This window comes from Grimontia indica (assembly GCF_000333895.2).
Lineage (GTDB): Bacteria > Pseudomonadota > Gammaproteobacteria > Enterobacterales > Vibrionaceae > Enterovibrio > Enterovibrio indicus.
In genome coordinates this window covers 1-24,375 of record NZ_ANFM02000023.1, presented here as the reverse complement: position 1 = coordinate 24,375, position 24,375 = coordinate 1, and the positions used below count along the sequence as shown (strand labels likewise).

General features: G+C 47.6%; 18 protein-coding genes. 7 read left to right on the top strand and 11 right to left on the bottom strand.

Annotated elements, in window-relative coordinates:
- Positions 1-268 precede the first annotated feature (268 nt).
- The 4 genes from D515_RS13905 to D515_RS13890 form a co-directional block, all read right to left on the bottom strand.
- On the bottom strand, positions 269-1,351 hold the full coding sequence (locus D515_RS13905) for a ketoacyl-ACP synthase III (protein ID WP_002539377.1): 1,083 nt from the start codon (positions 1,349-1,351) through the stop codon (positions 269-271).
- A 143-nt stretch (positions 1,352-1,494) separates the two neighbouring features.
- On the bottom strand, positions 1,495-2,865 hold the full coding sequence (locus tag D515_RS13900) for an SLC13 family permease (protein WP_002539376.1): 1,371 nt from the start codon (positions 2,863-2,865) through the stop codon (positions 1,495-1,497).
- 244 nt (positions 2,866-3,109) lie between these two features.
- Entirely contained in the window at positions 3,110-3,769 is a 660-nt protein-coding gene (locus D515_RS13895) for a SanA/YdcF family protein (RefSeq protein ID WP_039850117.1), read from the bottom strand.
- 118 nt (positions 3,770-3,887) lie between these two features.
- Positions 3,888-5,579, bottom strand: coding sequence for an NAD-dependent malic enzyme (locus D515_RS13890; protein ID WP_002539374.1), 1,692 nt, complete (start codon positions 5,577-5,579; stop codon positions 3,888-3,890).
- 491 nt (positions 5,580-6,070) lie between these two features.
- Here D515_RS13890 and D515_RS13885 point away from each other — a divergent pair, with 491 nt between their 5' ends.
- Positions 6,071-8,422 (top strand): helicase-related protein, encoded by a 2,352-nt coding sequence (locus D515_RS13885; RefSeq protein WP_002539373.1) that lies wholly within the window; start codon positions 6,071-6,073, stop codon positions 8,420-8,422.
- 53 nt (positions 8,423-8,475) lie between these two features.
- Here D515_RS13885 and D515_RS13880 read toward each other — a convergent pair whose 3' ends face one another.
- The 3 genes from D515_RS13880 to D515_RS13870 form a co-directional block, all read right to left on the bottom strand.
- Positions 8,476-9,009: a dihydrofolate reductase family protein gene (locus D515_RS13880; RefSeq protein ID WP_002539372.1), complete on the bottom strand. Its 534-nt coding sequence runs from the start codon at positions 9,007-9,009 to the stop codon at positions 8,476-8,478.
- Positions 9,010-9,082: 73 nt separating this feature from the next.
- Complete coding sequence (locus D515_RS13875; protein ID WP_002539371.1) at positions 9,083-9,565, bottom strand: YajQ family cyclic di-GMP-binding protein; 483 nt, start codon at positions 9,563-9,565, stop codon at positions 9,083-9,085.
- A 50-nt stretch (positions 9,566-9,615) separates the two neighbouring features.
- Entirely contained in the window at positions 9,616-10,677 is a 1,062-nt protein-coding gene (locus D515_RS13870; RefSeq protein WP_002539369.1) for a 3-deoxy-7-phosphoheptulonate synthase, read from the bottom strand.
- Positions 10,678-11,004: 327 nt separating this feature from the next.
- Between D515_RS13870 and D515_RS13865 the strand changes: the two genes are divergently transcribed.
- Positions 11,005-11,808 (top strand): putative PEP-binding protein, encoded by an 804-nt coding sequence (locus D515_RS13865; RefSeq protein ID WP_039850116.1) that lies wholly within the window; start codon positions 11,005-11,007, stop codon positions 11,806-11,808.
- Between the two features lie 192 nt (positions 11,809-12,000).
- Complete coding sequence (locus D515_RS13860) at positions 12,001-12,837, top strand: CvfB family protein (RefSeq protein WP_002539366.1); 837 nt, start codon at positions 12,001-12,003, stop codon at positions 12,835-12,837.
- A gap of 229 nt (positions 12,838-13,066) precedes the next feature.
- On the opposite strand, the gene rsmF is transcribed toward D515_RS13860, so the two are convergent.
- The 3 genes from rsmF to D515_RS13845 all read right to left on the bottom strand — a co-directional run bounded on the left by rsmF (position 13,067) and on the right by D515_RS13845 (position 18,455).
- A complete protein-coding gene (gene rsmF / locus D515_RS13855; RefSeq protein WP_002539365.1) occupies positions 13,067-14,497 on the bottom strand; it encodes a 16S rRNA (cytosine(1407)-C(5))-methyltransferase RsmF in 1,431 nt (476 codons plus the stop codon).
- A gap of 132 nt (positions 14,498-14,629) precedes the next feature.
- The gene (locus D515_RS13850) at positions 14,630-17,254 is read right to left on the bottom strand and encodes a PqiB family protein (protein WP_002539364.1); all 2,625 of its coding nucleotides are present in this window, start codon (positions 17,252-17,254) and stop codon (positions 14,630-14,632) included.
- On the bottom strand, positions 17,241-18,455 hold the full coding sequence (locus tag D515_RS13845) for a paraquat-inducible protein A (protein WP_039850115.1): 1,215 nt from the start codon (positions 18,453-18,455) through the stop codon (positions 17,241-17,243). The genes D515_RS13850 and D515_RS13845 overlap by 14 nt, the downstream gene beginning before the upstream one ends.
- A gap of 352 nt (positions 18,456-18,807) precedes the next feature.
- On the opposite strand from D515_RS13845, the gene D515_RS13840 reads away from it, so the two are divergent.
- From D515_RS13840 to D515_RS13825, 4 genes are all read left to right on the top strand, one after another.
- A complete protein-coding gene (locus tag D515_RS13840; protein WP_002539360.1) occupies positions 18,808-19,266 on the top strand; it encodes a GAF domain-containing protein in 459 nt (152 codons plus the stop codon).
- Positions 19,267-19,381: 115 nt separating this feature from the next.
- Entirely contained in the window at positions 19,382-20,038 is a 657-nt protein-coding gene (gene proQ, locus D515_RS13835; RefSeq protein WP_002539359.1) for an RNA chaperone ProQ, read from the top strand.
- A 17-nt stretch (positions 20,039-20,055) separates the two neighbouring features.
- Entirely contained in the window at positions 20,056-22,059 is a 2,004-nt protein-coding gene (prc, locus tag D515_RS13830; protein WP_002539357.1) for a carboxy terminal-processing peptidase, read from the top strand.
- 249 nt (positions 22,060-22,308) lie between these two features.
- Positions 22,309-22,974, top strand: coding sequence for a lipocalin family protein (locus D515_RS13825; protein ID WP_002539355.1), 666 nt, complete (start codon positions 22,309-22,311; stop codon positions 22,972-22,974).
- 60 nt (positions 22,975-23,034) lie between these two features.
- On the opposite strand, the gene pncB is transcribed toward D515_RS13825, so the two are convergent.
- Positions 23,035-24,195, bottom strand: a complete 1,161-nt coding sequence (gene pncB / locus D515_RS13820; RefSeq protein ID WP_002539354.1) for a nicotinate phosphoribosyltransferase — start codon at positions 24,193-24,195, stop codon at positions 23,035-23,037.
- Positions 24,196-24,375: the final 180 nt, after the last annotated feature.

Genomic DNA, 24,375 nt, shown 5'->3' with positions numbered 1-24,375 from the left:
CTGAAGATGCTTGAGTTCAGAGGTCATCAATGCGTTCAATTCGAGGCAAATTTCGCGAGGAATAGTCGTTCTATTTCCGTGGAATTTAATGATGAAGTGGGCGCATTGAGGGCCTCCCTTCGGGGGAGTTGACTGACGCCGTGCCCTTTGTTGTTCCTTTTTGATGGAGATGACTACACCTGCAAAGGAACGCCGCGAGCACAACGTCAGTCAATCTCGCTGAATCCTGCATCTTCAGGTTGTTTGGGTATTATGTAATCAGTGATTCTTACTTTTCAGCGTTCGCTTTACAGAGCGCGATAGCCTCTTCCAGCAATCCCAGTGCGTTGGTTTCGGGTTCTGGAAGCGCAGCATCCGATTGGCTGATAGGCGTCACACGGTCACCCCAGCGAAGCACACCAGCACCCCAAGTCAGGCCAGCACCGAAAGCGGCCATCAGCAGGGTATTGTTTGGCTGAACTCGGCCTTCTTCCACCGCTTCACAAAGCGCGATTGGAATGGTTGCCGCAGAAGTGTTACCGTACTTGTGGATGTTGATAAATGCTTTCTCTAGCGGGATCTTTGCATGATCGCAAAGCGCTTCGATAATGCGTTTGTTAGCTTGGTGCGGAATAACAACATTGATATCTTCCGGCGTCATGCTCGAACGTGAAAGCACTGTACCAGCAGCCGACCCCATACCTTTTACCGCGCGCTTAAAAATTTCACGCCCAACAAAGTTGAAATCAAAATAACCATTGTCTTGTTCGAAGCGCGGCATCGCAGTACCAAACTCTGGAATGGCTAACACATCACGACCTTCTGAATCACAGCCGAGTTGCGCGTCGAGTAAGCCGACTTCTTTATCCGTTTTGCTGAGGATGACAGCACCGGCACCATCACCAAACAGTACGGCCGTATCTCGTTTGCTCCAATCGAGATACCAAGTTAGGCGTTCGGCACCAATCACTAGTGCATGCTGATAGTTGCCTGATTGAATCATGCGGGTAGCGGTTTCAAGTGAATACAAGAAGCCGGTACACGCTGCGTTTAGGTCAAAAGCTGCGGCTTTTTTGGCACCTAGTTCAAGCTGTACTTTAGAAGCAATGTTTGGGATCAGGGTGTCAGGAGAGCAAGTGGCGACGATAATCAGGTCGAGGTCTTTGCCTTCAATGCCTGCCGCTGCCAGCGCATGTTTGCCAGCGACGGCGGCCATATCAGATGTATTTACGTGGCTAATGCGGCGGCTACTGATGCCGGTTCTGCTTGAAATCCATTCGTCGGAAGTTTCGATGAAGGTGCTGAGGTCGTTGTTAGTAAGTTCTGCCTGAGGTAAACACTTTCCCCAGCCAGTAATTTCTGCAAATGGCATGAGTTTCTCTTTTTCTCGTAATAATAAAAGCAGTTTACTCCCGTTACAGGGTTGAAACAAACGAGTGTTAGCAGGAAGTGATTTAAAACAAAAAAGTGGCCCGAAGGCCACTTAGGGGGATGGTTTACGGTGGCTTGTTCTAATTACCAGAACATCCAGGCAAACATAGCCAGAACAATGATGGCGACAACGTTCAGGTAGCTACCGGCACGCATCATTTCTGATTGTTTGATATGACCAGAACCGAACACAATTGCGTTAGGTGGTGTGGCAACAGGCAGCATGAATGCACACGAAGCAGCGACAGCAATCAAGGCTGACAGCACGACCGGAGACACACCCAGTGCTTCAGCGACTGTGGCGAAGACTGGCACCAGAAGCGCCGCACTTGCCGTGTTACTTGCAAATTCAGTCAGAAACACCACGAAAGCAACAACGGTCAGTAGAGTGAAGAAGATGCCTGCGCTTGATAAGAAACCACTCAGAGATTCCGCAAGGAATACGCTGGTTCCAGTCGCTTTCAGTACGTTACTCAGTGTTAAGCCACCACCGAACAGCAGCAAGATGCCCCAATCAGTCGTTTTCTCAATGTCTTTCCATTTCACCACACGGGTTGCACCCAACAGGATGATAGCAGTCAGCGCAACCAGCGAGTCAAACTTGCTTAGGCCGCCTAGCATTTGGTTGATTGGCTTGCTGAAAATCCAGCAGAAAGCAGTGAAAGCGAAGATGGCCAGTGTCAGACGACGACCGTTCGTCCATTCGATAGGTTTGTGGTTGAGTTCAAACGTGTGGTTTAGGTTTGGTTTCGTCAGGAAGTAAAGCACTGCGATAGTGAGAGGAAGCAGCGTCAGCGTGATCGGAAGGCCAAGCTTCATCCATTGTGCAAAGTTCAGGTTAACTTCTGCCGCAGCGATCGCGTTTGGCGGGCTACCCACGATAGTCGCGATACCGCCGATACTTGCACAGTAAGCAATACCCAGTAGAACAAAAACATAAGTGCCACGCTCAGATTTAGCGTTAACCTTGCTCAGTACACCCAGTACCAGAGGAAGCATCATGGCTGTCGTTGCAGTGTTTGAGATCCACATGGAAAGGCCCGCAGTTACACCAAACAGCATCAGCACGGCTACGCTCATACGGCCTTTTGCCAATACCAACACTTTATCGGCAATCGCTTGGTCAAGCTTTTGTACATGAAGCGCCGCAGCCAGAGCAAAACCGCCGAGGAAAAGGAAAATAATTGGGTTGGCAAAGTTTGCCAGTGCGGCGGGGGTTTTGAATACACCCAGTACGACTGCCATCAAGGGAACGAGCAGGGCAGTGATGCTGACATGCAGGGCTTCGGTTAGCCAAAGTACAGCGATAAAGACCATCATGGACAGGCCGATAACGACGTTTTCTTCAAACGGTAAGACATTCATCAGGATGAAAAAGAGTGCAATGTCTGCAAGGAGGATCAAACTGTTTCTGTTAAACAGCCAATCTTTGAAAGCAAGGGTTAATGCTGTCATATGGGCTTCCTTCATATATAAGTAGGGCAACTTTCTTGTTTTGGTGGAAACGATGAATCAAGGTTTCCGCTATCGAGCATATCGCTCTTTGTGGGTGCATTATTGCTGAAAGAACCAAAGGGTGAGAGAGGCGGAAGCCTCAGGATTAACAAGATGTTGCGCGGATGTTTAAAACTGGGAGCTGATGTTTTTGGAATGGGTGGAAACCTACCCATCACTTTACTGGCGGAGTAACAGTGGTTATCTAATTGTCAGAAAGTGTTTCGGTGGGAATGCTTTCTTTTGGTCCAAGGAACTTGGGTTGTTCGTTTAATACATAAATGTCTAACACAGCCTTAACACGCGCCAAGGTTTCGCGGGCGCGGATTTTCATGCCTGCTGTGCCGCCGGGGCTTGGAACGGCCAGACAGATAGCATCAATATCGTAATAGTCAGCGATGAAAAGGGCTCGCTCGCAGTGGAATGCTTGGGTAACGAGGGTGAATTCGTCTGCATCAAACACCTTCTTAGCGCGAATAATGGAGTCCAGCGTGCGGAAGCCTGCATAGTCGAGGAAGATGCGATCATCCGGGATCCCAGCTTTCAGCATGTCCCGTTTCATCGTCCAAGGTTCGTTATAAGAGCGGTGAGCGTTGTCGCCACTGAGCAGCATCACCTCAACTTTTTTACTGAGATAGAGCTCCTGTGCGGCTTCAATGCGATAGGTGTAATAAGGGTTCAGTGTTCTGCCGATGTACTTGCTGGTACCGAGCACCAAACCGATATGGCGATTTGGTGTGTTATCGACGGAATTGTAGATGCGGTCTTTTGCCTGAAATGTCACCCAGAAATCCATTGCTGCGATAGCAACAAGTGAGGCGACAACAAGAGTCATGATTACAAAAGACGCTTTACGCAATGACATCACAGTAAGGGGAATTAAATATCAGCGGAAGAAACAGCAGGTTAAACCAAATTGAGAGAAATAACAAAAACAACCTCCGCAAAAGCAGAGGTTGTTTCAAATGGCGCAGATAGAGAGATTAGAACGACGTGCGTTTGTACTGACGGTACTTAGGCTGCCAGAAAATAGCATCGATACGTTCTTGCAATGCATCTTCCGTCAGTTCCAAGGCGACACCCTGCTCAATGGCTTTCTTCGCCACTGCCAATGCAATTTGGCGGGATACAGAGTGAATCTCTTCCAGCGCAGGCAACAGTGGGCCGCGACCAAACTTGGCCAGTGGAGAACACTCTGCCAACGCGCGGCTGGATTCCATCAGCATTTCGTCAGTGACACGCTTCGCTTCAGCCGCCAACACACCCAGACCGATGCCTGGGAAAATGTAGCTGTTGTTGCACTGTGCAATGGTGAAGGTTTTACCGCCATCCAGAACAACAGGCTCAAATGGACTACCGGTTGCTACCAGAGCTTCACCGTTTGTCCAGCGAAGGATATCAAACGGCGTCGCTTCGACACGGCTGGTTGGGTTAGACAGTGGGAACACAATAGGGCGTTCGCAGTTGGCGTGCATCGCTTTAATGACTTCTTCGCTGAACAGACCTGGTGCACCAGAAACACCGATAAGAACGGTAGGTTTCGCATTCTGAACCACATCGAGTAGCGAAACATTTTGGTCTTGCAGTTCCCAGTCTTTGATCGCAGATGACTTCTGAACCAGCTTCTGCTGGAAATCGAGCAGGTTTGGCATGGAATCCAACAGCAGACCCCAACGGTCAACCATGAACACACGCTCACGCGCTTCACCATCAGTGATGCCTTCAGACACCATCTGCGCAATGATCGCTTCTGCGATACCGCAACCCGCTGAACCTGCACCCAGGAAGGTAATGCGCTGCTCGGAAAGCTTGGTGCCCGCAGCTTTACAAGCCGCAATCAGCGAACCAACGGTTACGGCTGCAGTACCTTGAATGTCATCGTTAAAACAACATACGCGGTCTTTGTATCGCTCAAGGATTGGCATCGCATTCTTCTGCGCGAAATCCTCAAATTGAATCAATGCATCAGGCCAACGACGTTGTACTGCCTGGATAAACTCTTCGATGAAATCATCGTAATCTTGACCCGTCACGCGGGTATGACGCCAACCCATATACATAGGGTCAGAAAGGCGCTGAGGGTTATTGGTGCCAACATCCAGAACAATTGGAAGCGTATAGGCTGGACTGATACCTCCACATGCGGTGTAAAGTGCAAGCTTACCGATTGGAATACCCATGCCGCCGATACCCTGATCACCAAGACCCAGAATGCGTTCGCCATCCGTTACAACGATGACTTTCACGTTGTGGCGCGAAGCGTTGTTGAGCATTTCATCGATGCGGTAACGGTTCGGGTAAGAGATAAACAAACCACGGCCACGACGGTAGATTTCAGAGAAGTTTTCGCATGCTGCGCCAACTGTCGGGGTGTAGATGATTGGCATCATCTCAGAAATGTGGCTGTTAACCAGTCGATAGAACAGGGTTTCGTTGGTGTCCTGAATATTTCGAAGATAGATATGTTTATCCATATCGTTTTCGAAACGGAGGTACTGCTTGTAGGCACGCTCGGCTTGTTCTTCGATAGACTCAATCGCTTCCGGCAAAAGGCCTTCAAGGTTAAAGAACATGCGTTCTTCGACAGAAAATGCACTGCCTTTATTCAGGAGAGGCGTTTCCAGTAGTGCTGGGCCCGCGTAAGGGATATAGAGAGGACGTTTTTGATTATGCATTGAGAAGACAACTCTGTTCTTTCAGAAGGTGATTAATACTAAAGTATAAGGCGTGAAAGTGTAGTGTTGTTAACCTTTGGTATTCAAGCGCATTTTGTTTTAAACGAGCAACTGAGCAGGAAAAGGTGAGCTGATGCAAACGCAAGGGGTGGAAAACGACACATACACACAGAGTTCAGGGGAATTGGGGTATACCCAAACGACCTGAAGATGCTCGCATTCAGAGGCCACCAATGCGTTCAATTCGAGGCAAATACCACGAGGAATAGTCGTTCTATTTCCGTGGTATTTAACAAAGAAGTGGGCGCATTGATGGACTCCCTCCGGGCGAGTTGACTGACGCCGTGCTCTTTGTTGTTCCTTTTTGATGGAGATGGCTACACCTGCAAAGGAACGCCGCGATCACAACGCCAGTCAATCTCGCTGAATCCTGCATCTTCAGGTTGTTTGGGTATACACTCTCAACAAACCAGAAACGCATAGAAAAAGTCATGACTGACGGAAAAAACCTCACACTTCCTATCGATAGCATTCAACAAGACGTTGAACACATTCTCTGCGACTCCAACCTAATCGTTCAGGCGGATACTGGAACAGGTAAATCGACCCGCCTGCCAGTGTGGGCCACAAAATTCGGTCGGGTATTGGTGATTGAACCTCGTCGGGTCGCCTGCACCAGTTTGGCTGGATTCGTCGCTGATACATTGAACAGCCAAGTGGGAGAACGGGTTGGCTATGCCATCAAATTTGATTACCGCTTTCAGGAAAACTCTGAGGTGGTATTTGCCACACCTGGCGTGGTGCTGCGCTGGTTTAGCGAAGATAAGCTGAAAGATTTCGATGTGGTGATGATTGATGAGTTTCACGAACGTCGCTCGGAGACTGATTTACTTGCTGCGTTGTTGGTAAAGCATAATCAGCACCGTTTGATCATTACGTCTGCGACCCTTGATAACCAGCGTCTTGAAGCCTATTTCAACGCCAAAGTGCTTATCGCAAGCGCAAGGAGTTACGGTGTCACTACATATCACCATGCACTCGACTCCCAGCATATGCCGTCGGGAAAATCGATTGAGAATCGTATTAAGCCGATTGTTGAAAGGGCGCTGGAGAGGGGTGGAGATGTGTTGGTTTTTCTGCCTGGTAAAAAGGAAATCAGCCAGTGCCAATCAATGTTGAAAACACTGGATGCAGACGTCATCCCTTTGCATGCATCTGTGTCTGACTCTGACCGGTTTCGTGCTTTGCACCAGTCGGAAAATCAACGAGTGGTGTTGGCAACGAATGTGGCTGAAACATCACTGACGATTCCAGGAATCGTGACTGTGATTGACTCCGGCATGGAGCGCCGCACGCATCAGAGAAATGGGCGTACAGCTTTGGCTCTGCACGCGATATCAAGAGCAAGCGCCAAACAGCGTGCCGGACGGGCAGGCCGAGTTGCTGCTGGATATTGTGAACGGTTATTCGGGGAACATGCACCTCTGGAGGCCTTTACGCCACCAGAATTGGAAAGGGAAGACCTTACTGAGACCATGCTTGCGGCAGCGTGTTGTGGCTATATGCTGGAAGATCTGAACTTTCTCTCCAAACTCCCAGATAAGTCGATGCACATTGCAAAAACAAGGTTGACTCAAATGGGTGCCATTGATGAATCTGGCAAGATCACCATGCATGGTCAGCGCCTTTATCCCTTGCCGATTGATAGCCTTTTCGCCCATCTCATTTCAGGCATGGACAGCAAATCCAACACCGAAGCCATGATTGATCTCGCTGCAATACTGCAAACACCGATGACAGTCTGGAGGCGCAAAGCTGGTGAGCTAGTACTGGACGATTATCGCCGTTGGAATACCCATTCATGTGACGTTGTCACATCTATTGCAGTGCTTCGTGGCGAGCAACCCGCTGAAATTATTGATGTTGATGAGGTTGCGCTGGATGAGGCAAGGCGGCTCTCTGCCTCGATACGTGAAGCATTAGAGTTGCCTCAATGGGAAGTCGCGAGTCGGTTTCATCGGGAAGCATTTCTAAAAAATGTGTTGTCGGTGTCTTCAGAATTAGCTTATGTCCGGCGCGAAAAACGTCAGCAAGCCTTTGGTAATGGCTTTAATGAAGTCACTTTAAGTCGAGATAGTGATTTCCTTGCGGAGCCCCAGGCAGCCATAGTGTTTGATCAGTTTCACTTGGCGGGACGCGGTGTGAAACAGACAACCTCTTACGCAACCTGCATGGCATCGGTTCCGTTCGGTTGGCTTGTTGATGCTGGGTTAGGTGAAGAATCCGTGTCTGAGTTTGATGACAGCGAAGGTGTGGTGGTTGATGTTATCGAGCGCATTTATGCAGGAAGGGTCATTGGCGAATACAGAAAAGCCGCTCAGGGGGAAACCCTCATCCGTGCGCTGGCGACACAAATCCTTCATGGTGAACTTCTCGAGGGGACGGGCGAGCGTTTAACGAAAGAGGTGAAATACTGGAACCTCTATCAATCATTGGAAGATACCGCCAATCGCCCGCAGGTAGATGTATTGTCATGGCTTGAGAAAGCTCTGAAGGATTTGGGCGTTGAATCAGTCGATGATCTTGAGCTTATTGATGGTGATGATTTTGTCTTTGAGGGCATTCCATCGTGGGAGTTTGATGATTTTGCCGAAAAATACCCGCTGGAACTGACGCTTGCTGAATTGAAGCTTGATGTTGAGTATCAAAAAGGAAAACGGACTGTGGTGGTGCATCATGTCGGCGGCACCAGAAAAGACGGGCCTAAACGATGGGAATTGCCGTCTTGGAACGGGTGGAAGGTGCAATACAAAAAAGCCAGCCGCGTGATTGATGTTAGGTAAGGACATGATCCCATAAGAGGCCTGCAATGGGCTCAGGCCTCTTTCTGGATGGCTTATCTCACGCGTTTAAAGTGAGACTTCACCATCGCGTCAATCAGCACTTCACTTTTGACCAACTCAAACTGTTGCCTGTGCTCCAGATCGCCAAACAGTCTTGAGCCGCCGCCCAGCAATACAGGAATTTGGGTGATGACGAGTTCATCAATCAGGTCTTCCGACAGAAAGCTTTGAATCGTCTTTCCGCCATCGATGTAAAGATTCTTGAAACCTTGCTCATTGAGGCTTTTAAGGATCTCCGACAGTGATCCTGAAACCAAAAAAGCTTTATCTTTATGGGAGTCAGGGATTTCATTCATAGTATTGCTGAGCACAAACACGGGTTTGGTATATGGCCAATCACAGTCAAATCCCAATACTGTTTCAAAAGTGGTTCTGCCCATTACCAACCCATCAATACCAGCCATAAATTCTGCCCAGCCAAAATCTGATTGTTCAGGGTTCGGAATGCTGTGTAACCAATCTAAGCCGCCGTCTTTGTCTGCGATGTAACCGTCAAGGCTGGTCGCGATATAAACAATGTTTGTCATGTTAAGCGTCCTCGTTATCAACAAAAAAAGCCATTCACCGAAAGGCAAATGGCTTTTTACTCGTTAGGCTGGGTTAGTCTCTGAAGTTATCGAACTGGAATGGCTGACCCAAATCAGCTTCACGGACAACCTGCATTGCTGCTTGAAGGTCGTCACGCTTTTTACCGGTTACGCGAAGCTTCTCACCCTGAATCTGAGCTTGAACCTTAATCTTGGCCTCTTTAATCAGCTTGACGATTTTCTTCGCGACGTCGGCTTCGATGCCGTTCTTGAAATGCACATCGCTGAAGAAAGTCTTACCTGAGTGAACCATGTCTTTTGGTTCCATCGCGCGGGCATCAACACCGCGTTTGGCTAGGTTACCGCGAAGGATATCCATCATTTGGTTAACCTGAAAGTCAGATTCAGCAGAGACTTTCACGACTTCTTTGTTGAGTTCAAAGCTTGCGTCTACGTTACGAAAGTCAAAACGGGTAGCCAGTTCGCGTTTCGCGTTGTCTACGGCGTTTTTCAACTCAACGGTATCGATCTCTGAAACGATATCAAAAGAAGGCATAGTAATTTCCTGATATTTAACTGAAGGTTGAGCTTATCACACACACTTGTTTAGCGTGAATTACGTTTCGCAATAGCGTCAGAAAGCATCTGCAGCATTTTTTCAGTGTCGTTCCAGCCAAGACATGGGTCTGTGATGGACTTGCCATACGTAAGGTCGCACAAGTTGTCTTTATCAGCGGCTTGGTTACCTTCTTCGATGAAACTCTCCGCCATGATACCAGCGATGAAAGTGTCGCCTTCGACCAGTTGGTTGCAAATGTCTGCAGCAACATCTAATTGACGACGGTGCTGTTTCTCACAGTTTGCGTGACTGAAGTCCACCACAAGGCGGGGTGTCAGACCAATTTCAGACAAGTTCGCTGCAGCACTCTCAACATCAGCTTTGTGGTAGTTCGGCTGATGTCCACCGCGGAGGATAACGTGACCATAAGGGTTGCCGCTGGTGCGGTAGATGGTCATGACGCCATTTTTGTCCGGTGAGCAGAATAGATGAGACGTTTGGCTTGAACGAATCGCATCAATGGCAATTTTAATGTTCCCATCGGTGCCGTTTTTAAAGCCAACCGGGCATGACAACGCAGATGCCATTTCACGGTGGATTTGTGATTCCGTCGTACGTGCGCCAATGGCTCCCCAGGTCACCAAGTCTGCAATGTATTGTCCGGTAATCATGTCCAGGAACTCGGTTGCAGTAGGCAGGCCCAGCTTGTTCACATCCAGCAGAAATTTACGGGCTTTGAACAGGCCTTTGCGAAGGTTACAGCTGCCATCGAGATCTGGGTCATTGATCATGCCTTTCCAGCCCACAACAGTGCGTGGTTTTTCGAAATAGGTACGCATGACAATGTGAAGTGTTTCTTTGTGTTGGTCTGCCAGCACTTTAAGGCGTTTTGCGTAGTCCAGACCCGCATCTGGATCATGGATAGAACATGGACCAACAACGACAAGGAGTCGGTTGTCGCGGCCAGTAAGAATATCTTCAGCTTGTTTACGGGCTTCGGCGATGTCTTGAGCAACACTGTCTGTAAGTGGGGATTCTGCTTCCACTTCTGCTGGGGTTGGCAGAGTGTCAACAGGTTGCGTTCTTAGTTCGTCAGTTTTAATCGGCATGGGCTCTGCCTTCCTTACGTCGGTGTTCTTGCGAAGGCAGTAAGATAGCAAAAAATCGGTGTCAGAAAAGCCATGATGTGGTCTTTCAGCGATTTATTCTTTCTATTGCATTTGTTTTGACCGGAAAGATTCGTAAACAACCGAGCTTTGTGCGGTCATCCGGAATCGAAAATTCATCTCGGATTTCTCTTGTAACAAAAGGGCTCTGTGGTATGTTTTCCTCTGGATGGACGAAAATCAGTCGCTTGCGAAGAATCGGCGTCGATAAACCATCATTTTCTTGCCACAACAGGCACTTAAGTTTCTACAAGGCAGTATTGGTGCGCTATGTCTCAAATGGATTTAACCTATTCCCACGTTTTTAAGAACTCCTCTCAACTGGAAGGTCACGACACGTCGTTTGGACTGGTCTCTCTCGGTGAATTGTATATCAATGCCATCGGAACTCATCCGTCAGCATTAGATGACAGTAATGCGACGAAGGACAAATTAGTGTCCTTGCTCGAAAGTGCTTATAAAGCGAACACAGACCGACCATTTCGTGTCATGCTGAACGACCAAAGCGCGCTGGCGTTAAAACAAATGCAAGGCGCAGATTCCGAGCCTGAGGAAGCAAACCCCGCGATGGGACTGCGTGGTGTTTCGCGCTATGCGAGCAAAGCAGGTAAACCCGGATTTATTTTTGAGTGCGAGGTGCTTAAAAAGGCGATTCAGGACAAGAAGCTTCCTGTGGAAGTCGTTGTTCCTTTTGTTCGTACATCCAGTGAAGCTGCTACCATGATTGATTTGCTGGCAGAGCAGGGTCTTTGTCGGGGCGCAAACGGTCTGAAAGTGCTTCTGGCATGCCAGTTACCTGCTAATGCCGTGCTGGCTGAGGCTTTGCTTGCGTATTTCGACGGCATCATCATTGATGTCGATAATCTAGCAGCATTTACGCTGGCGGTGGACTTTGGTGACGAAGCGCTACCGTATACATTCAGCAAACACAATGAAGCAGTAAAGAGCCTGATCCGCGACACGGTTCGTAAGACGCAATTAGCTGATAAGCCGGTTCAGATCCTTGCTCAAGAGTCTGACAAAGCGATTATCGAATTGGCGGAAGGGGCCAATGTAGAACTGATTTATCAGTAGATTGTCTTTCTGAATATCAACTGTTTTGAGCGCCACGCATTGTCGTGGCGTTTTTTCGTTGCAAGCTTGGCAATCATTCCCGCCCAATAAAGAACCAATCAAGCTTTTGTCATCAAATTACTGCAACTATCAGCCAGTAAATCTCGTATACTGCGGCCAACAGACCCTAAAAAACCAACGAGCAATACATCCATGATTAAAATCGGTCAGATGAATCACCTTACCGTGGTGAAAGAAGTCGAGTTCGGCGTATTCGTAGACGGCGGACAGGAATACGGCAATATTCTGCTGCCAAAACGCTATGTGCCAAAAGGCACGCAAATTGGCGATGAGATTGAAGTGTTCATCTACTTTGACTCTGAAGACGATGTGATTGCAACCACCGAAAAGCCATTGGCGCAGGTCGGACAATTCGCGAAGCTGAAATGTGTCAACACGACGAGTGTTGGGGCGTTTTTGAATTGGGGTTTGCCAAAAGACCTGTTGGTTCCGTTCAGCGAACAGCGCATTAAAATGCAGGAAGGAAGAGACTATCTGGTTTTCCTTTACGTTGATAATGCGTCAGGGCGTATCGTTGGCTCCACCAAGTTTAATAAGTTTCTCGACAAAACCCCTGCGCGCTATAAGAAAGGCGATCAGGTTCATGTGACCGTGGCGGAAGAAACCGAGCTTGGCTACAAGTGTGCTGTGAATGACGCCCATTGGGGCCTGCTGTTCAAGTCAGAAGTCTTTGGAAAGCTGTTTATTGGTAAGAGCCTGAAGGCCTACATCAAGCAGATTCGTGAAGACGGCAAAATTGACCTGTCATTGCAGAAACTGGGTAAAGGTAAAGTCGACGACCTTTCTGACAAAATTGTTCGCACTCTAGAGCGTAAAGGTGGCTTCCTGCCGGTGACTGACAAGAGCAGCCCAGACCAGATTTTTGAATTGTTCCGCACCAGTAAGGCGACGTTCAAGAAAACCATCGGTGGATTGTACAAAGAGCGCAGAATCCGCATCGAGAAAGATGGCATCTACCTGATTAAGTAATGCAGGTAGAAAGGGAGTAAAGAAAGGTCGCGAAAGCGGCCTTTTTTGTGACTGATTTCCGTTGAAGAACGTCAGATAAAAAGAGCCCGGAACGATTCCTGTTCCGGGCTTAGGGGAATGGCTCGTAAGAGCCTTGCGCTAACTGGTTTAAATGGAGATTTGTAACACTTCAAAATTTAGCTGGCGCAAGGCTCTCGCGGCGTGTCATGAATGAGAATTTAGGGATCGTCTATTCAATAAATAAATTGACGTCTCTAACTAACTCTCTTGGAAGGCCATTTTTGATTCGGTTGCCTACCCATTTACCGATACCAATCGGTTGACGACGGTAACAAACGATGACTTCACCAGAATCTGTCAGGCCTTCTGGTCTAATATCCCTGCCCATATACCATTCTTTAGCGTCAGCCACAGACAGCTCAACACACTTTGGCTCGTTTCCTTTCGCTAAAGCCATGATGGTCTCATGCTGCCAGCGGTATCCTTTCTTATGGGCTTCTGCGAGCTTTAAACCAATGCGATCAAATTTGATTTCAGGAAGAATATCTTCGACCTGTTCCGGGAAAATCCACACTTCTTTATCACGCAGCCACACGTTCGATGATTGAGGAACGGAAAGTCCCAGAGTGTCATCCAATGCTTTCACTACCGCATCAGCCTCTTTTGTTTTGGCCTTTTGGAATGGAAATTTACGTGGACGCTTTTTCACCATTTCAGAGCCGACGCTGTCCGTTTTCTTCAGGCGAGCAACGAAAAATCCCTCGCTGTCGAAAATCTGCGGAAACACATGCAGGAAGCCTTCTTCTGTGCAGGCAGCAGCAGCACCTTCAAAAAGGTCATCCAGGGAAACAAATTCGACAGCATCACCAAAAGTGTCTTTGATGAAATGGCAGATATGTTGGTTTTCATCGTGATTAAGCGTACATGTCGAGTACACCATGGTGCCGCCCGGTTTCAGAGCGTGGAAGGCACTCACAATCAGATCACGCTGGGTATTCGCGATGTCTTGCACGGATTCCAGACTCCAGTTGCTGAATGCGTCAGCATCTTTCCTGATCGTCCCTTCACCGGAACATGGTGCATCGAGCAAGATCGCGTCAAAAGTTTCTGGTAACCAGTCACCAAACACACGGCCATCGTAGTTAGTCAGCGCTGAATTCACCACACCACAGCGAAGTAAGTTGGCATGAAGTACTTTGACTCGGCTCGCCGAGTATTCATTGGCAACCAGAAGACCTTCATTGTTCAAAGCTGCTGCGATTTGCGTGGTCTTGGAGCCTGGTGCGGCTGCCATATCCAGAACACGGTTCAATGTGATGTCATTTTCCAGCAATGCGGTGACAGGCAGCATTGAACTGGCTTCCTGAATGTAGAACAGGCCGGCCATGTGCTCTGCGGTGTTTCCCAGAGGTACATTGTCTTCGTCGTAGTCATCCAGCCAAAACCCTGTGTCACACCACGGCACAGGCGAAAGATTCCAGCCTTTCTCATTGGCACGTTCAAGAAAATCTTCCACCGAGATTTTCAGCGTATTCACGCGAAGGCTTCTTCGAAGAGGGCGTTTACACGACTCGATGAAATCAGTCATAGAAAGGTGAGAAGGCAGAATCTGTTCAATTTGATTTAGGAACGACTCTGGGATCTTGATATTTGGATGCACCTGAAAGGTCTCTTGCTGGCATTTACTGAACTGCGAAGTGTAAAAGGATTAGCGTTGAGAAACCAGTAAGAACCTCGGCTTACTGCATAAAAAAGCGCGGGACAAAGCCCGCGCTGTATCAGGATAACTGACTTAGAAATAGGGAATGGCTGTTCGCCAGGAAGTCCAATCTTCCTCTGGTGCTTTATGAAGAAGGAAGTGTTGGTCAGAACGGGCAGGCTTCGCCAGTTTATCTCCCGGCGGTGTAGCGAACGCGATGCCACCTTTGAGGATGCTTTCCAACGTTCCGCTTCGAATATTTGCGCCTGTGATACCGATAGAAACATCGACACCGGACTGATTCCAGAACACGGTGTTGTTGCGTATCAGGTGTTTGTAATCATCACTGATTTTTACTTCCATTAAGACGCGGTCAGCAAAGCGGCCCAATCGGACTGCCGTAACCGCGCCAACTTCAAAGTCTCGGAAGAGAATAGGGGTGCCGACACTCACTGAGCCGCGGTTTTCGCTTTCTAACACCAGCGACAAGCCACCAGAATATTCCGCTGATTTATGAAGCTGGAAGTTGTCGCGTTTGTCGCCTTTGCCCGGTACCACAGAGATGTATGAGCCGAACAAAGAGTCCAGATTTTCTGTTTTGGTCAAACTCAGTGAAGGCTGTGCCACCCAGAAATAGCTGGTGGCTCGCGCCAGTTTTCCGGAAAACTCAGGATAAATCATCGCTTTGATGGTGACACCTTCCGTTTGGAATGCCGGCGCTAAAGAGGTGACTTCACCCACGTCAACGCCCTGGAACTTGATTTTGCTGCCTTTCGCAAGACCACTTGCATCATCGGCAGAGAAGGTCAATTTGAGGCCGTGGTTTTGTGCATCCGTCAGGCTGTCATAGAGCTTCCAGTCTTTCCCGTTACGGTTTTCGATGCCATTGATATCTCCAAAAGAAATACCGCCGGAGACAATAGACTTCAATGAACCAGTGTCGATCTTCACGCCACTTAAACCCGCTTCGATGTCGACGCCGGAATGATTCCAGAAAACGGTATTGCTGGTGACCAAATGGCGATAACGGTTTTCAATCTGAATCGTCACTTCCACTCGAGATTGAGTCAGCTCAAAACGTTCAATTTTACCGACAGTGAAGTTCTTATACATGACAGGACTGCCTTCAGACACTGAAGGGAGTTTGTCTGCAATCAGGGTGAAGCGTTGAAAGCCTTTGGTGGCTTTTTGAGCGTTACGAGCCTGAATGTCAGATTTAAACAATGGATACTCGGCAAGAGGCGTGTTTTCGCCAGCGCTGGTAAAGCTGATCGCCGGTTCCACCATTTGAGCGACGGTCGGAATGCTAAACTCAATGCCTTCAGCGTTAATTTGCCCAGTGGCACCGCCAAGAATAAAGAACTTGGAGCCGCTTTTTACCAGATGCTTGTAGTCGGGATACACGACCAGTTCCAGTTTAACTTCTTGATCACTTAGTTTTGTACCTTTTACAAAACCCACCTGAACACCACGATATAGCACCTTAGTACCCGCTTTTAACCCCCAACTGGTCTCCGCTGTGACAGTGACGAGTAGAGAGCGGGGATCTTCTTCGATTAAATCGGATTGTGTTTTGGCAGCGAACACTTTGGCATCATCACCTTGTCCGGGCTTGATCGACAGTGTGTTGCCAGTGATGAGATTCGATAGACGCTTAACGCCTGCGAGACTGATTTCTGGCTTCTCAATGAGAAATTCGCTTCCTGTTTTCAGCAGCCAAGCCATGGATGGGTTGATGTTGGCAGTGGCCTCTGTGCCACTAAAATCTTCATTGAAGTGAATGCCGCTTAATCGACCAACTTCCAGCCCTTGGAAAAGAATAGGGGCTTCTGGATTTGTAATACCGTGGTTATCAGGCAGATTAATCGTAACCATAATACCGCGGTCCGTGTCGTTGATAGAGCGATACAACGAATACATGGCCAAAGGTTCAGCTGGTTTGCTTTCTGGCGGAGAATCGAAAGCAATGCCTCCGGCGATCACCGAAGCGAGGTTTTCAATGCTGACTTCAACACCGCCAATACCAATATCGGCTTCAACACCGCTGACATTCCAGAATTTCGATGCCTTTGTCACCAATTTGGCATATTCATTCTTGATGTTGAGTGACAGTGTCACACCTTGTTTGTCCGAAGTTAGACGGTAATCAATGACTTCGCCCACACGGATTTTTTTGTAGTAAACGCCAGAGCCTACGCTGATAGAGCCAAGATCTGGTGCTTGTAGCTGAATCAGCAGTCCATCATCGCCGAATGCATTGACCGGTGGCTCATCGGCGGCAACGAAGGTATTTCGTTCGTCACCTGTGCCAGGCTGCACCGCGATGTAGTTACCCGTAACCAGAGCATCTAAACCGCTGATGCCAGTGATTGATGCACGAGGGCGTACCACCCAGAATACGGTATTCTGGCGAAGGATCTTTTTGGCTTCTGGGTAAATTTCAGCCTGCGCGGAGATGCTTTTAAGATCATCAGAAAGGGTGACTTTCCGGATAATGCCAACCTCAAGCCCCTGATAGCGAATGGTGGTTCTTCCTGCCTCGATACCTTGTGCATCGGTAAAGAAGATTTCAATGCGTTCACCGGCTTCATTGACTGATTTAAAAAGCAGCCACCCAGCGAGAACAAAAGCTAAGAGGGTGAAAATCCACAGTGGAGAGATACTTTTGTCTTTCTTAATCACAGGGTCTTTGACTTGTGAGTCTTCAACGTTGCTCATACTTGTCCCAAATAAGTCGAGAATCCAGACTTTCTGCGGCAATCATAGTGAGTACCACAACGAGCCCAAAGGCTATAGCACCAGGTCCTGGTGTGAAATCGAGAAGGTTTCCGCGGTCAATCAGGGAAACCATGATGGCAATGACACAAAGATCCATCATTGACCATTTACCTATCCATTTAACAAACCGATACAGCTTCATTCGAAGCTTCCTGCCTGATTCCACTTTGAAGTGAATACAAAGCAGGATGTACGCCAGACAAATAATTTTTGCCACGGGGACAATAATACTGGCAGTGAAGATGATGATGGCAATGCCATACATCCCTTGTTTAATGAGGGAGGCAACACCCGAGAATATTGTGTCTTCCAGCCTTTTTCCGTTAGTCAGCAAAATGGAAATGGGGTAGAAGTTGGCTGGGAAGATAAAGACAACAGCAGCAAGTAGAGAAGCCCAGGTTTTCTGTATGCTTTGGAATACCCGATGTTCGGTTTTGGTGCCACAACGGATGCAGTGCTCATGATCGGAATGTTGTGTCAATCCACAGAGTTTGCAAGCGGTCAGCGTCTCTTCTTCACCTTTAACCTCATTAGATTCTTCGCGCGCTTCATTTGATTGAACAAAAGCATCCCAATAGCGTTTTGGAGATACCCGAGAGAGAAGAACGGCAGTGAGGATTTGGAGCAGGACGAAACTTAATAACCCAGCATCCGGGCTCACTTCTGCAAAATCCCGCACTTTAAAGCAACCCACCGCCAAGCTAACCAGGAACACATCAACCATTACCCAGTGGCGGATGTATTTCAGTATTTTTGTGCTGTATCTCAGCGCAGTGGCATTTCGAATGAAGAGAGAAAAGTGCGATGCCAATATGGTCAACAAATATAAAAGCGGGGCAATCGCTACGCAGAAGATGACCAAAGTGCCAACAAAAGGAAATGTATCCAGAAGAACGACACTGCCGCTGGTTACTGTGGTTGAGAATGGCACACCGAAGAGGTTAATGGTGACCAAAGGATAGAGCTGGGCAGGGATGAACAACACCAGCGCTGCGATGGCAATTGCCAGCTCACCGGATAAACTGATGGACGAGTTTTTAATCACCCGGCTATCGCAGTGCGGACAGCGAGCGCTAAAGCCTCTTGTCACAGGCACTTCATGTAGTAGCAGATCGCATGACGCACATCTCAGCACATGCATAGCGTATCTTCCCCTTAAATAGAGTCACTGGTGTAAATATACCCAATCCTTGGGAGCTACCTGTATTACCACTCGTGCAGAGATGACCATTCCTGGCAGGCAAGCGTCACTATTGGTACCAAAACAACACATTTTTACGCGTGCCTGATACTCAATACAATGTGCATCTTAATCAAACTGTTATGCCCAAACAACCTGAAATAATCGGGCGTCAAAGCTTCAAAGTGGTTTCTAAGCTGGATTATTAGTGACAGTAATAGATGATAAAACTGTCATACGTTAATGCGACGATTGAATCCCCAGCAGATTCAACATATCGTAGGCCATCGCACGTTAAGGAAGTAGTCTACATATGGAAAACAAAGCGGATTTTTACTCGCTTCTCACTCGCCAGGCTGTCGCTCTAATAGAAGACGAGCCGAATCTGATCGCTAATTTGTCAAACATCAGCGCGCTCTTGTTTCAGGAATTAGACGACATTAATTGGGCGGGCTTCTATCTTGATGATGGTAAAGAGCTGGTGCTAGGACCGTTTCAGGGCAAACCTGCTTGTGTGAGAATTCCCTACGGTCGTGGTGTTTGTGGGACAGCTTATGCAAACGGTGGAGTTGAACGGGTAGAGGATGTCCACCAATTCGAAGGTCACATAGCTTGTGATGCAGCCAGCAATTCTGAGATCGTATTGCCTCTGTATCAAGGCAACAAATTGATTGGCGTGTTGGACATAGATTCGCCAAAAAAAGCAAGATTTGATCAAGAGGATGAAACCGGACTCACTTTATTGGTCAATGAATTGCAAAAACACCTCTAAATTTAAGCTTCTCTGTGGTTTTTCAATCACAGGTCTCTATAATACGCAGCACTTAATTTGTTAACTCGTACACACTCTCTATTGCCCTTACTAGAGCAAAGAGACAGGAAGAAAAATGGAAAACACTGAAAAACTGGCCAACAGCAAACAAGTCATTGCCTATATCGCTGAACGTTTCCCGCAATGCTTTACTCTTGAAGGTGAAGCTCGTCCTCTGAAAATCGGCATTTTCCAAGACTTGGCAGAGCGTCTTGCTGATGACCCGAAAGTAAGTAAAACTCAGCTCCGCGCTGCACTGCGCCAATATACCTCTTCCTGGCGTTACCTATACGGCGTGAAGGCTGGTGCGATTCGCGTTGATTTGGACGGTAACGACTGTGGCGAGCTTGAGCAAGAGCATATCGACCACGCACAGACCGCACTGGCAGAAAGCAAAGCGCGTGCGGCTGAGCGTCGTAAAGAGCAAGCTGCGAAAAACGGCGACAAAAAATCTGACGCTAAAGCGAAAAGAGCGCCAAAATCAAATAAATCAACAGCTAACCCATCAAAACCTCGACCAGCTAAGTCAAAAAATACTAAGCTAGATAAGAAGCCTGTAGAACCGCGTCGCGAACTCAAGGCTGAAGACATTGTCGTAGGTAAAGACGTCAACGTTAATATGGGCAACGGCAACATGCCTGCCACCATCGTAGAACTCAACAAGGACGAGGTTCGCGTTCGTTTAAGTAATGGCCTGACCATGCTAGTAAAAGCGGAGCACCTCAGTTCGTAAAGGAGATCCCTCGACGCATGATCTGTCGAATCCGCTTTTCCGCGATTGCTGCCAGTGTACTGCTGGCGGCATCCGCCCAAGCCCTAGAGGCTAATTACGATGCTGCTGACCTTCCTACTTTGGTATCTGAGCCTCAGCATGAAACTGCAAGCAAACGTATCACTCGCCGCTTTGAAAAGTCGCACTACAAGCAATTCCAGCTTGATGACGAATTCTCTGCCAACGTCTTTGACCGCTACCTTGAAACCCTTGATTTCAATCGCTTATTCCTAACTCAGGAAGAAGTCGATGCGCTGTCAAAATGGCGACTGACTCTGGACGAACAACTCCGTTCAGGCGACACATCAGCAGCCTACGATATTTTTAATGCTTCTCTACGCAGCCGCTTCCAACGCTATCAATACGCACTTGCTCTGCTTGATGAGGAAATTACCTTTGATGCAGATGAAGAGATGGTCATTGATCGCAGCGAAGAGCCTTGGGCAAAGAACGACGCTGAGCTTAACGAGCTTTGGCGTCAGCGCGTAAAGAATGATGCGCTTAACTTGAAACTGGCGGGTAAAACTTGGCCAGAGATTCAGGAAACGTTATCAAAACGCTACAACAATGCACTTAAGCGATTGACGCAAACCAAAAGTGAAGATGTATTCCAGATTTATCTGAATGCCTTTGCCCGCGAAGTTGATCCTCATACCAGCTATCTTTCTCCTCGTAACGCAGAGCAATTCCAGTCAGAGATGAACCTGTCTCTTGAAGGTATTGGCGCAGTGCTGCAGGTAGAAGATGATTTCACGGTGATTCGTTCCTTAGTGGCAGGTGGCCCTGCATCTAAATCGAAAAAACTGTCTCCAGGCGATCGCATCATCGGTGTTGGTCAGGATAAAGAGAAAGTTATCGACGTGATTGGCTGGCGATTGGATGATGTTGTTCAGCTCATCAAAGGGCCAAAGGGAAGTAAAGTCTTACTACAAATCCTGCCTGATGGTGCGAATGCGAAGAGTTACACTGTCACTTTGGTGCGTGATAAAATCCGTCTTGAAGACCGAGCGGTGAAATCTGAAGTGATCGAACAGGACAACAAGAAAGTGGGTGTGATTTCTGTACCTAGCTTCTACGTTGGTCTGGCGGAAGACACCAAGAAAGAAATCGCCAAACTGAAAGCAGACAAAGTCACCGGTCTTGTTATCGACCTTCGAAACAACGGTGGTGGTGCGTTAAGCGAAGCTTCTGCTTTAACGGGGCTGTTCATTGAAAACGGTCCGGTTGTGCAGGTGCGTGATAGCTACGGCCGAGTGAAAGTGAACAGCGACAGTGATAACACCATTTATTACGATGGTCCGCTCACTGTGCTTATCAACCGTTACTCAGCATCAGCGTCAGAAATTTTCGCCGCTGCGCTTCAGGACTACGGACGTGCGGTGATCCTCGGCGAGCAATCTTTTGGTAAGGGAACAGTTCAACAACACCGTTCGCTGAACCACATCTACGATTTGTTCGATAAGCCGCTAGGTCATGTTCAATACACGATCCAAAAATTCTACCGAATTGATGGTGGAAGCACTCAACACTTAGGCGTAGTACCTGACATTCCATTCCCAACAGCCATTGATCCGTCAGAGACTGGTGAGAGTGTGGAAGATAATGCTCTGCCTTGGGACAGCATCAATCCAGCGGCATACCAATCTACTGACACCATCAGTCGAATGGTGGGTGCTTTGGACAACGCGCATCAACAGCGTATTAAGCAAGATGCTGAGTTTGGTTTTATCATGAGTGATATTGCTGAGTACAAAGCGGACAAAGACAATAACGTTATCTCTCTGAATGAAAAGGCGCGTATTGCAGAGCAGGAAGAAGCCGATAAAAAACGTCTTGTTCGATTGAACGATCGCCAAAAGATGCTTGGTGAGAAACCGTTCAAGACACTGGATGATGTGCCAAACGATTATGAAGAACCTGATGCCTACCTCGACGAGGCAGCAGCTATCACAGTCGATCTCGCGAAGAAGCTGAATAGCTAACCGAGAAAAATCAAAACACAAAAACGAAAGCGGGCATTTTATGCCCGCTTTTTTTGCCTCTGGTTTCATTTCATATGAATGCGTTACAGGCAGAGGAAAGGGCTATAGCGATGACTATGTAGACCAACAGGTCTCGGTATATATAGAAAATATCAATAAGTTATCTTCTGTATTACGTTAATTTTCCCCACTCAAAAAGTGATATGCGTCTAAAGTTATAAAGACAGCCATCCTGACAAGGGGAATCTTATGAAGAAGTGGTTATGCCTGTTTAGCGTGCTCTTCTGCTTGTCTATGCCTGCAAAGGCATCAGATTTGACCCAATTCGATTTCCCATTGCTCCTCGGCGATTGGTATTGGTTTAGCCCTGATCAGCAAGAAGCTGAAGGCGAAGACAATCAATACAAAGCCATTAACATCTCCTTTAACTCTGACTATCGGTTCAACGTAAAACTATTAAAACGTGATGGCACAGTCGAAGAAGCCAACGGCTACTACGATTTGGATGAATCCATACTGGTTTTAAATGACGATCAGGGCGAATCCCAACATCATGAATACAAACTTAACCATAATCAGTTGATGCTGCGCGGCGCGAAATTCACCAAAATTTTGCCAAACAATCTTTCTGGCGCTTGGTATAGCGATGTCATTCAAGGGCATGATGTTGATGATGGAGTGGCTGAACTGGCACTGATGCTTCGTCCTGATTTTCTATTCTCAGTCAGAGTATCCGGTACCGAAGGGCAGTCTATTACGCACCGAGGTGTTTATATTTTGGAAGATGATCATTTGGTACTGATTTACCGCGGTGGTCAACAAGACTCGCAGTTTGAACTGGATGCAGACACGCTCACGCTAACCAATAATCAATTTGGTATGGAAGCAGTGTTGAAACGGCAACAAACACCTTAATTGAACAATGCTTACAAAAATATCAAAGGGCGCTGATGCGCCCTTTGTTATTTGCTCTGTTCAGATATTGAACGCTTTTCTTAGTGCATCCAAATATGAGTCGTCCCGGCAGATAGATTTTCCGGGTTCATCAGAAATCTTCGCCACTGGCTTTCCATTACAAGTCACGAGTTTTATCACGATGTTGAGCGTTTCAACATTCGGTAAATGGCAGGTTAGTTGAGTGCCAATACCGAAAGAGGTGTTGATGCGTCCAGTAAAGTGAGCGTGAATAGCCAAGGCTTTTTCCAGTGTCAGTCCATCTGAGAAAATCAGTGTTTTATCTAAAGGATTGATACCAAGACTTTCATAGTGACGAATGGCTTTTTCGCCCCACTCAATAGGATCGCCGCTATCATGGCGCAAACCCGCAAACTTCTGGCTTAGGTGCAGGTTAAAGTCATTCAAAAAAGCATCCATGTTAATGCAATCGGTGAGGGCAATGCCTAAACGATCGGGATATTCCTGCAACCAGCGGTGCAACGCTAGTTGTTGTGAATCAGCTAAATCACCGGTCAACTGCTGATGTGCCTGGAACCACTCATGTGCCTGAGTACCAACTGCTGGGATGTCATGCTTTTTCGCAAGAAACAGGTTTGACGTTCCTGAAAAATGAGAACAATTCAGAGATAGATGCTCAACGATGGCATGATGGACGGCTTTAGAAAAGCGGCGACGGGTACCGAAATCGACAAAGTGAAAATCTTCGCTCACATTCTCAAGCGCGCCCAATTTGGTTTTTAGTAATTCGACGGCTTGTTCTGAGGTTGAATGAGGATAGTTTGCGTGACAGCGTAACTCGCAAATAACAGCAAGTAAAGGCACTTCCCATAGGATGACATCGAGCCAGGAACCATCAATACGAATGGCCAGTTGGTCGTCTAAAATAGTAACGGTAACCTGGTCTGCTTTTAAAGAGAATGTGCCGAGAAAATCGAGGTAGTCACCTTGATAATGCCCAAGACTAGAGAGGTAGGCGATTTCTTCTGCGGTAAATTTCAATTCAGCAAGAGCGTGAATTTCAAACTCTAAACGTTCTTTAAGCGCAGCAAGGCTTTCATTGCTTCGGCAATGGAATTCAGCAGATACCGCCACATTTGGATAGTGGTGGAAAATCGCTTGCTGCATATTCAGTTTGTAGGCATCCGTGTCTAGTAATGACGAAATGATTGGCGTAAGCATGCCTGATAAATAACCTCAAGGGTCTGTTGCCCTTTGGTGATGATTTTTGCAGCAGTTTGTGGGAGCTTTCTGCAAGGCAGAGGCTTCGATGTGTAGCTAGCCTACATGAGAAGCCGATAACGCAGGAGAAAGTTTTCACAAACGCTGCCCGAAGGGTTCTGCCCTAAGCGTTTTATGCTT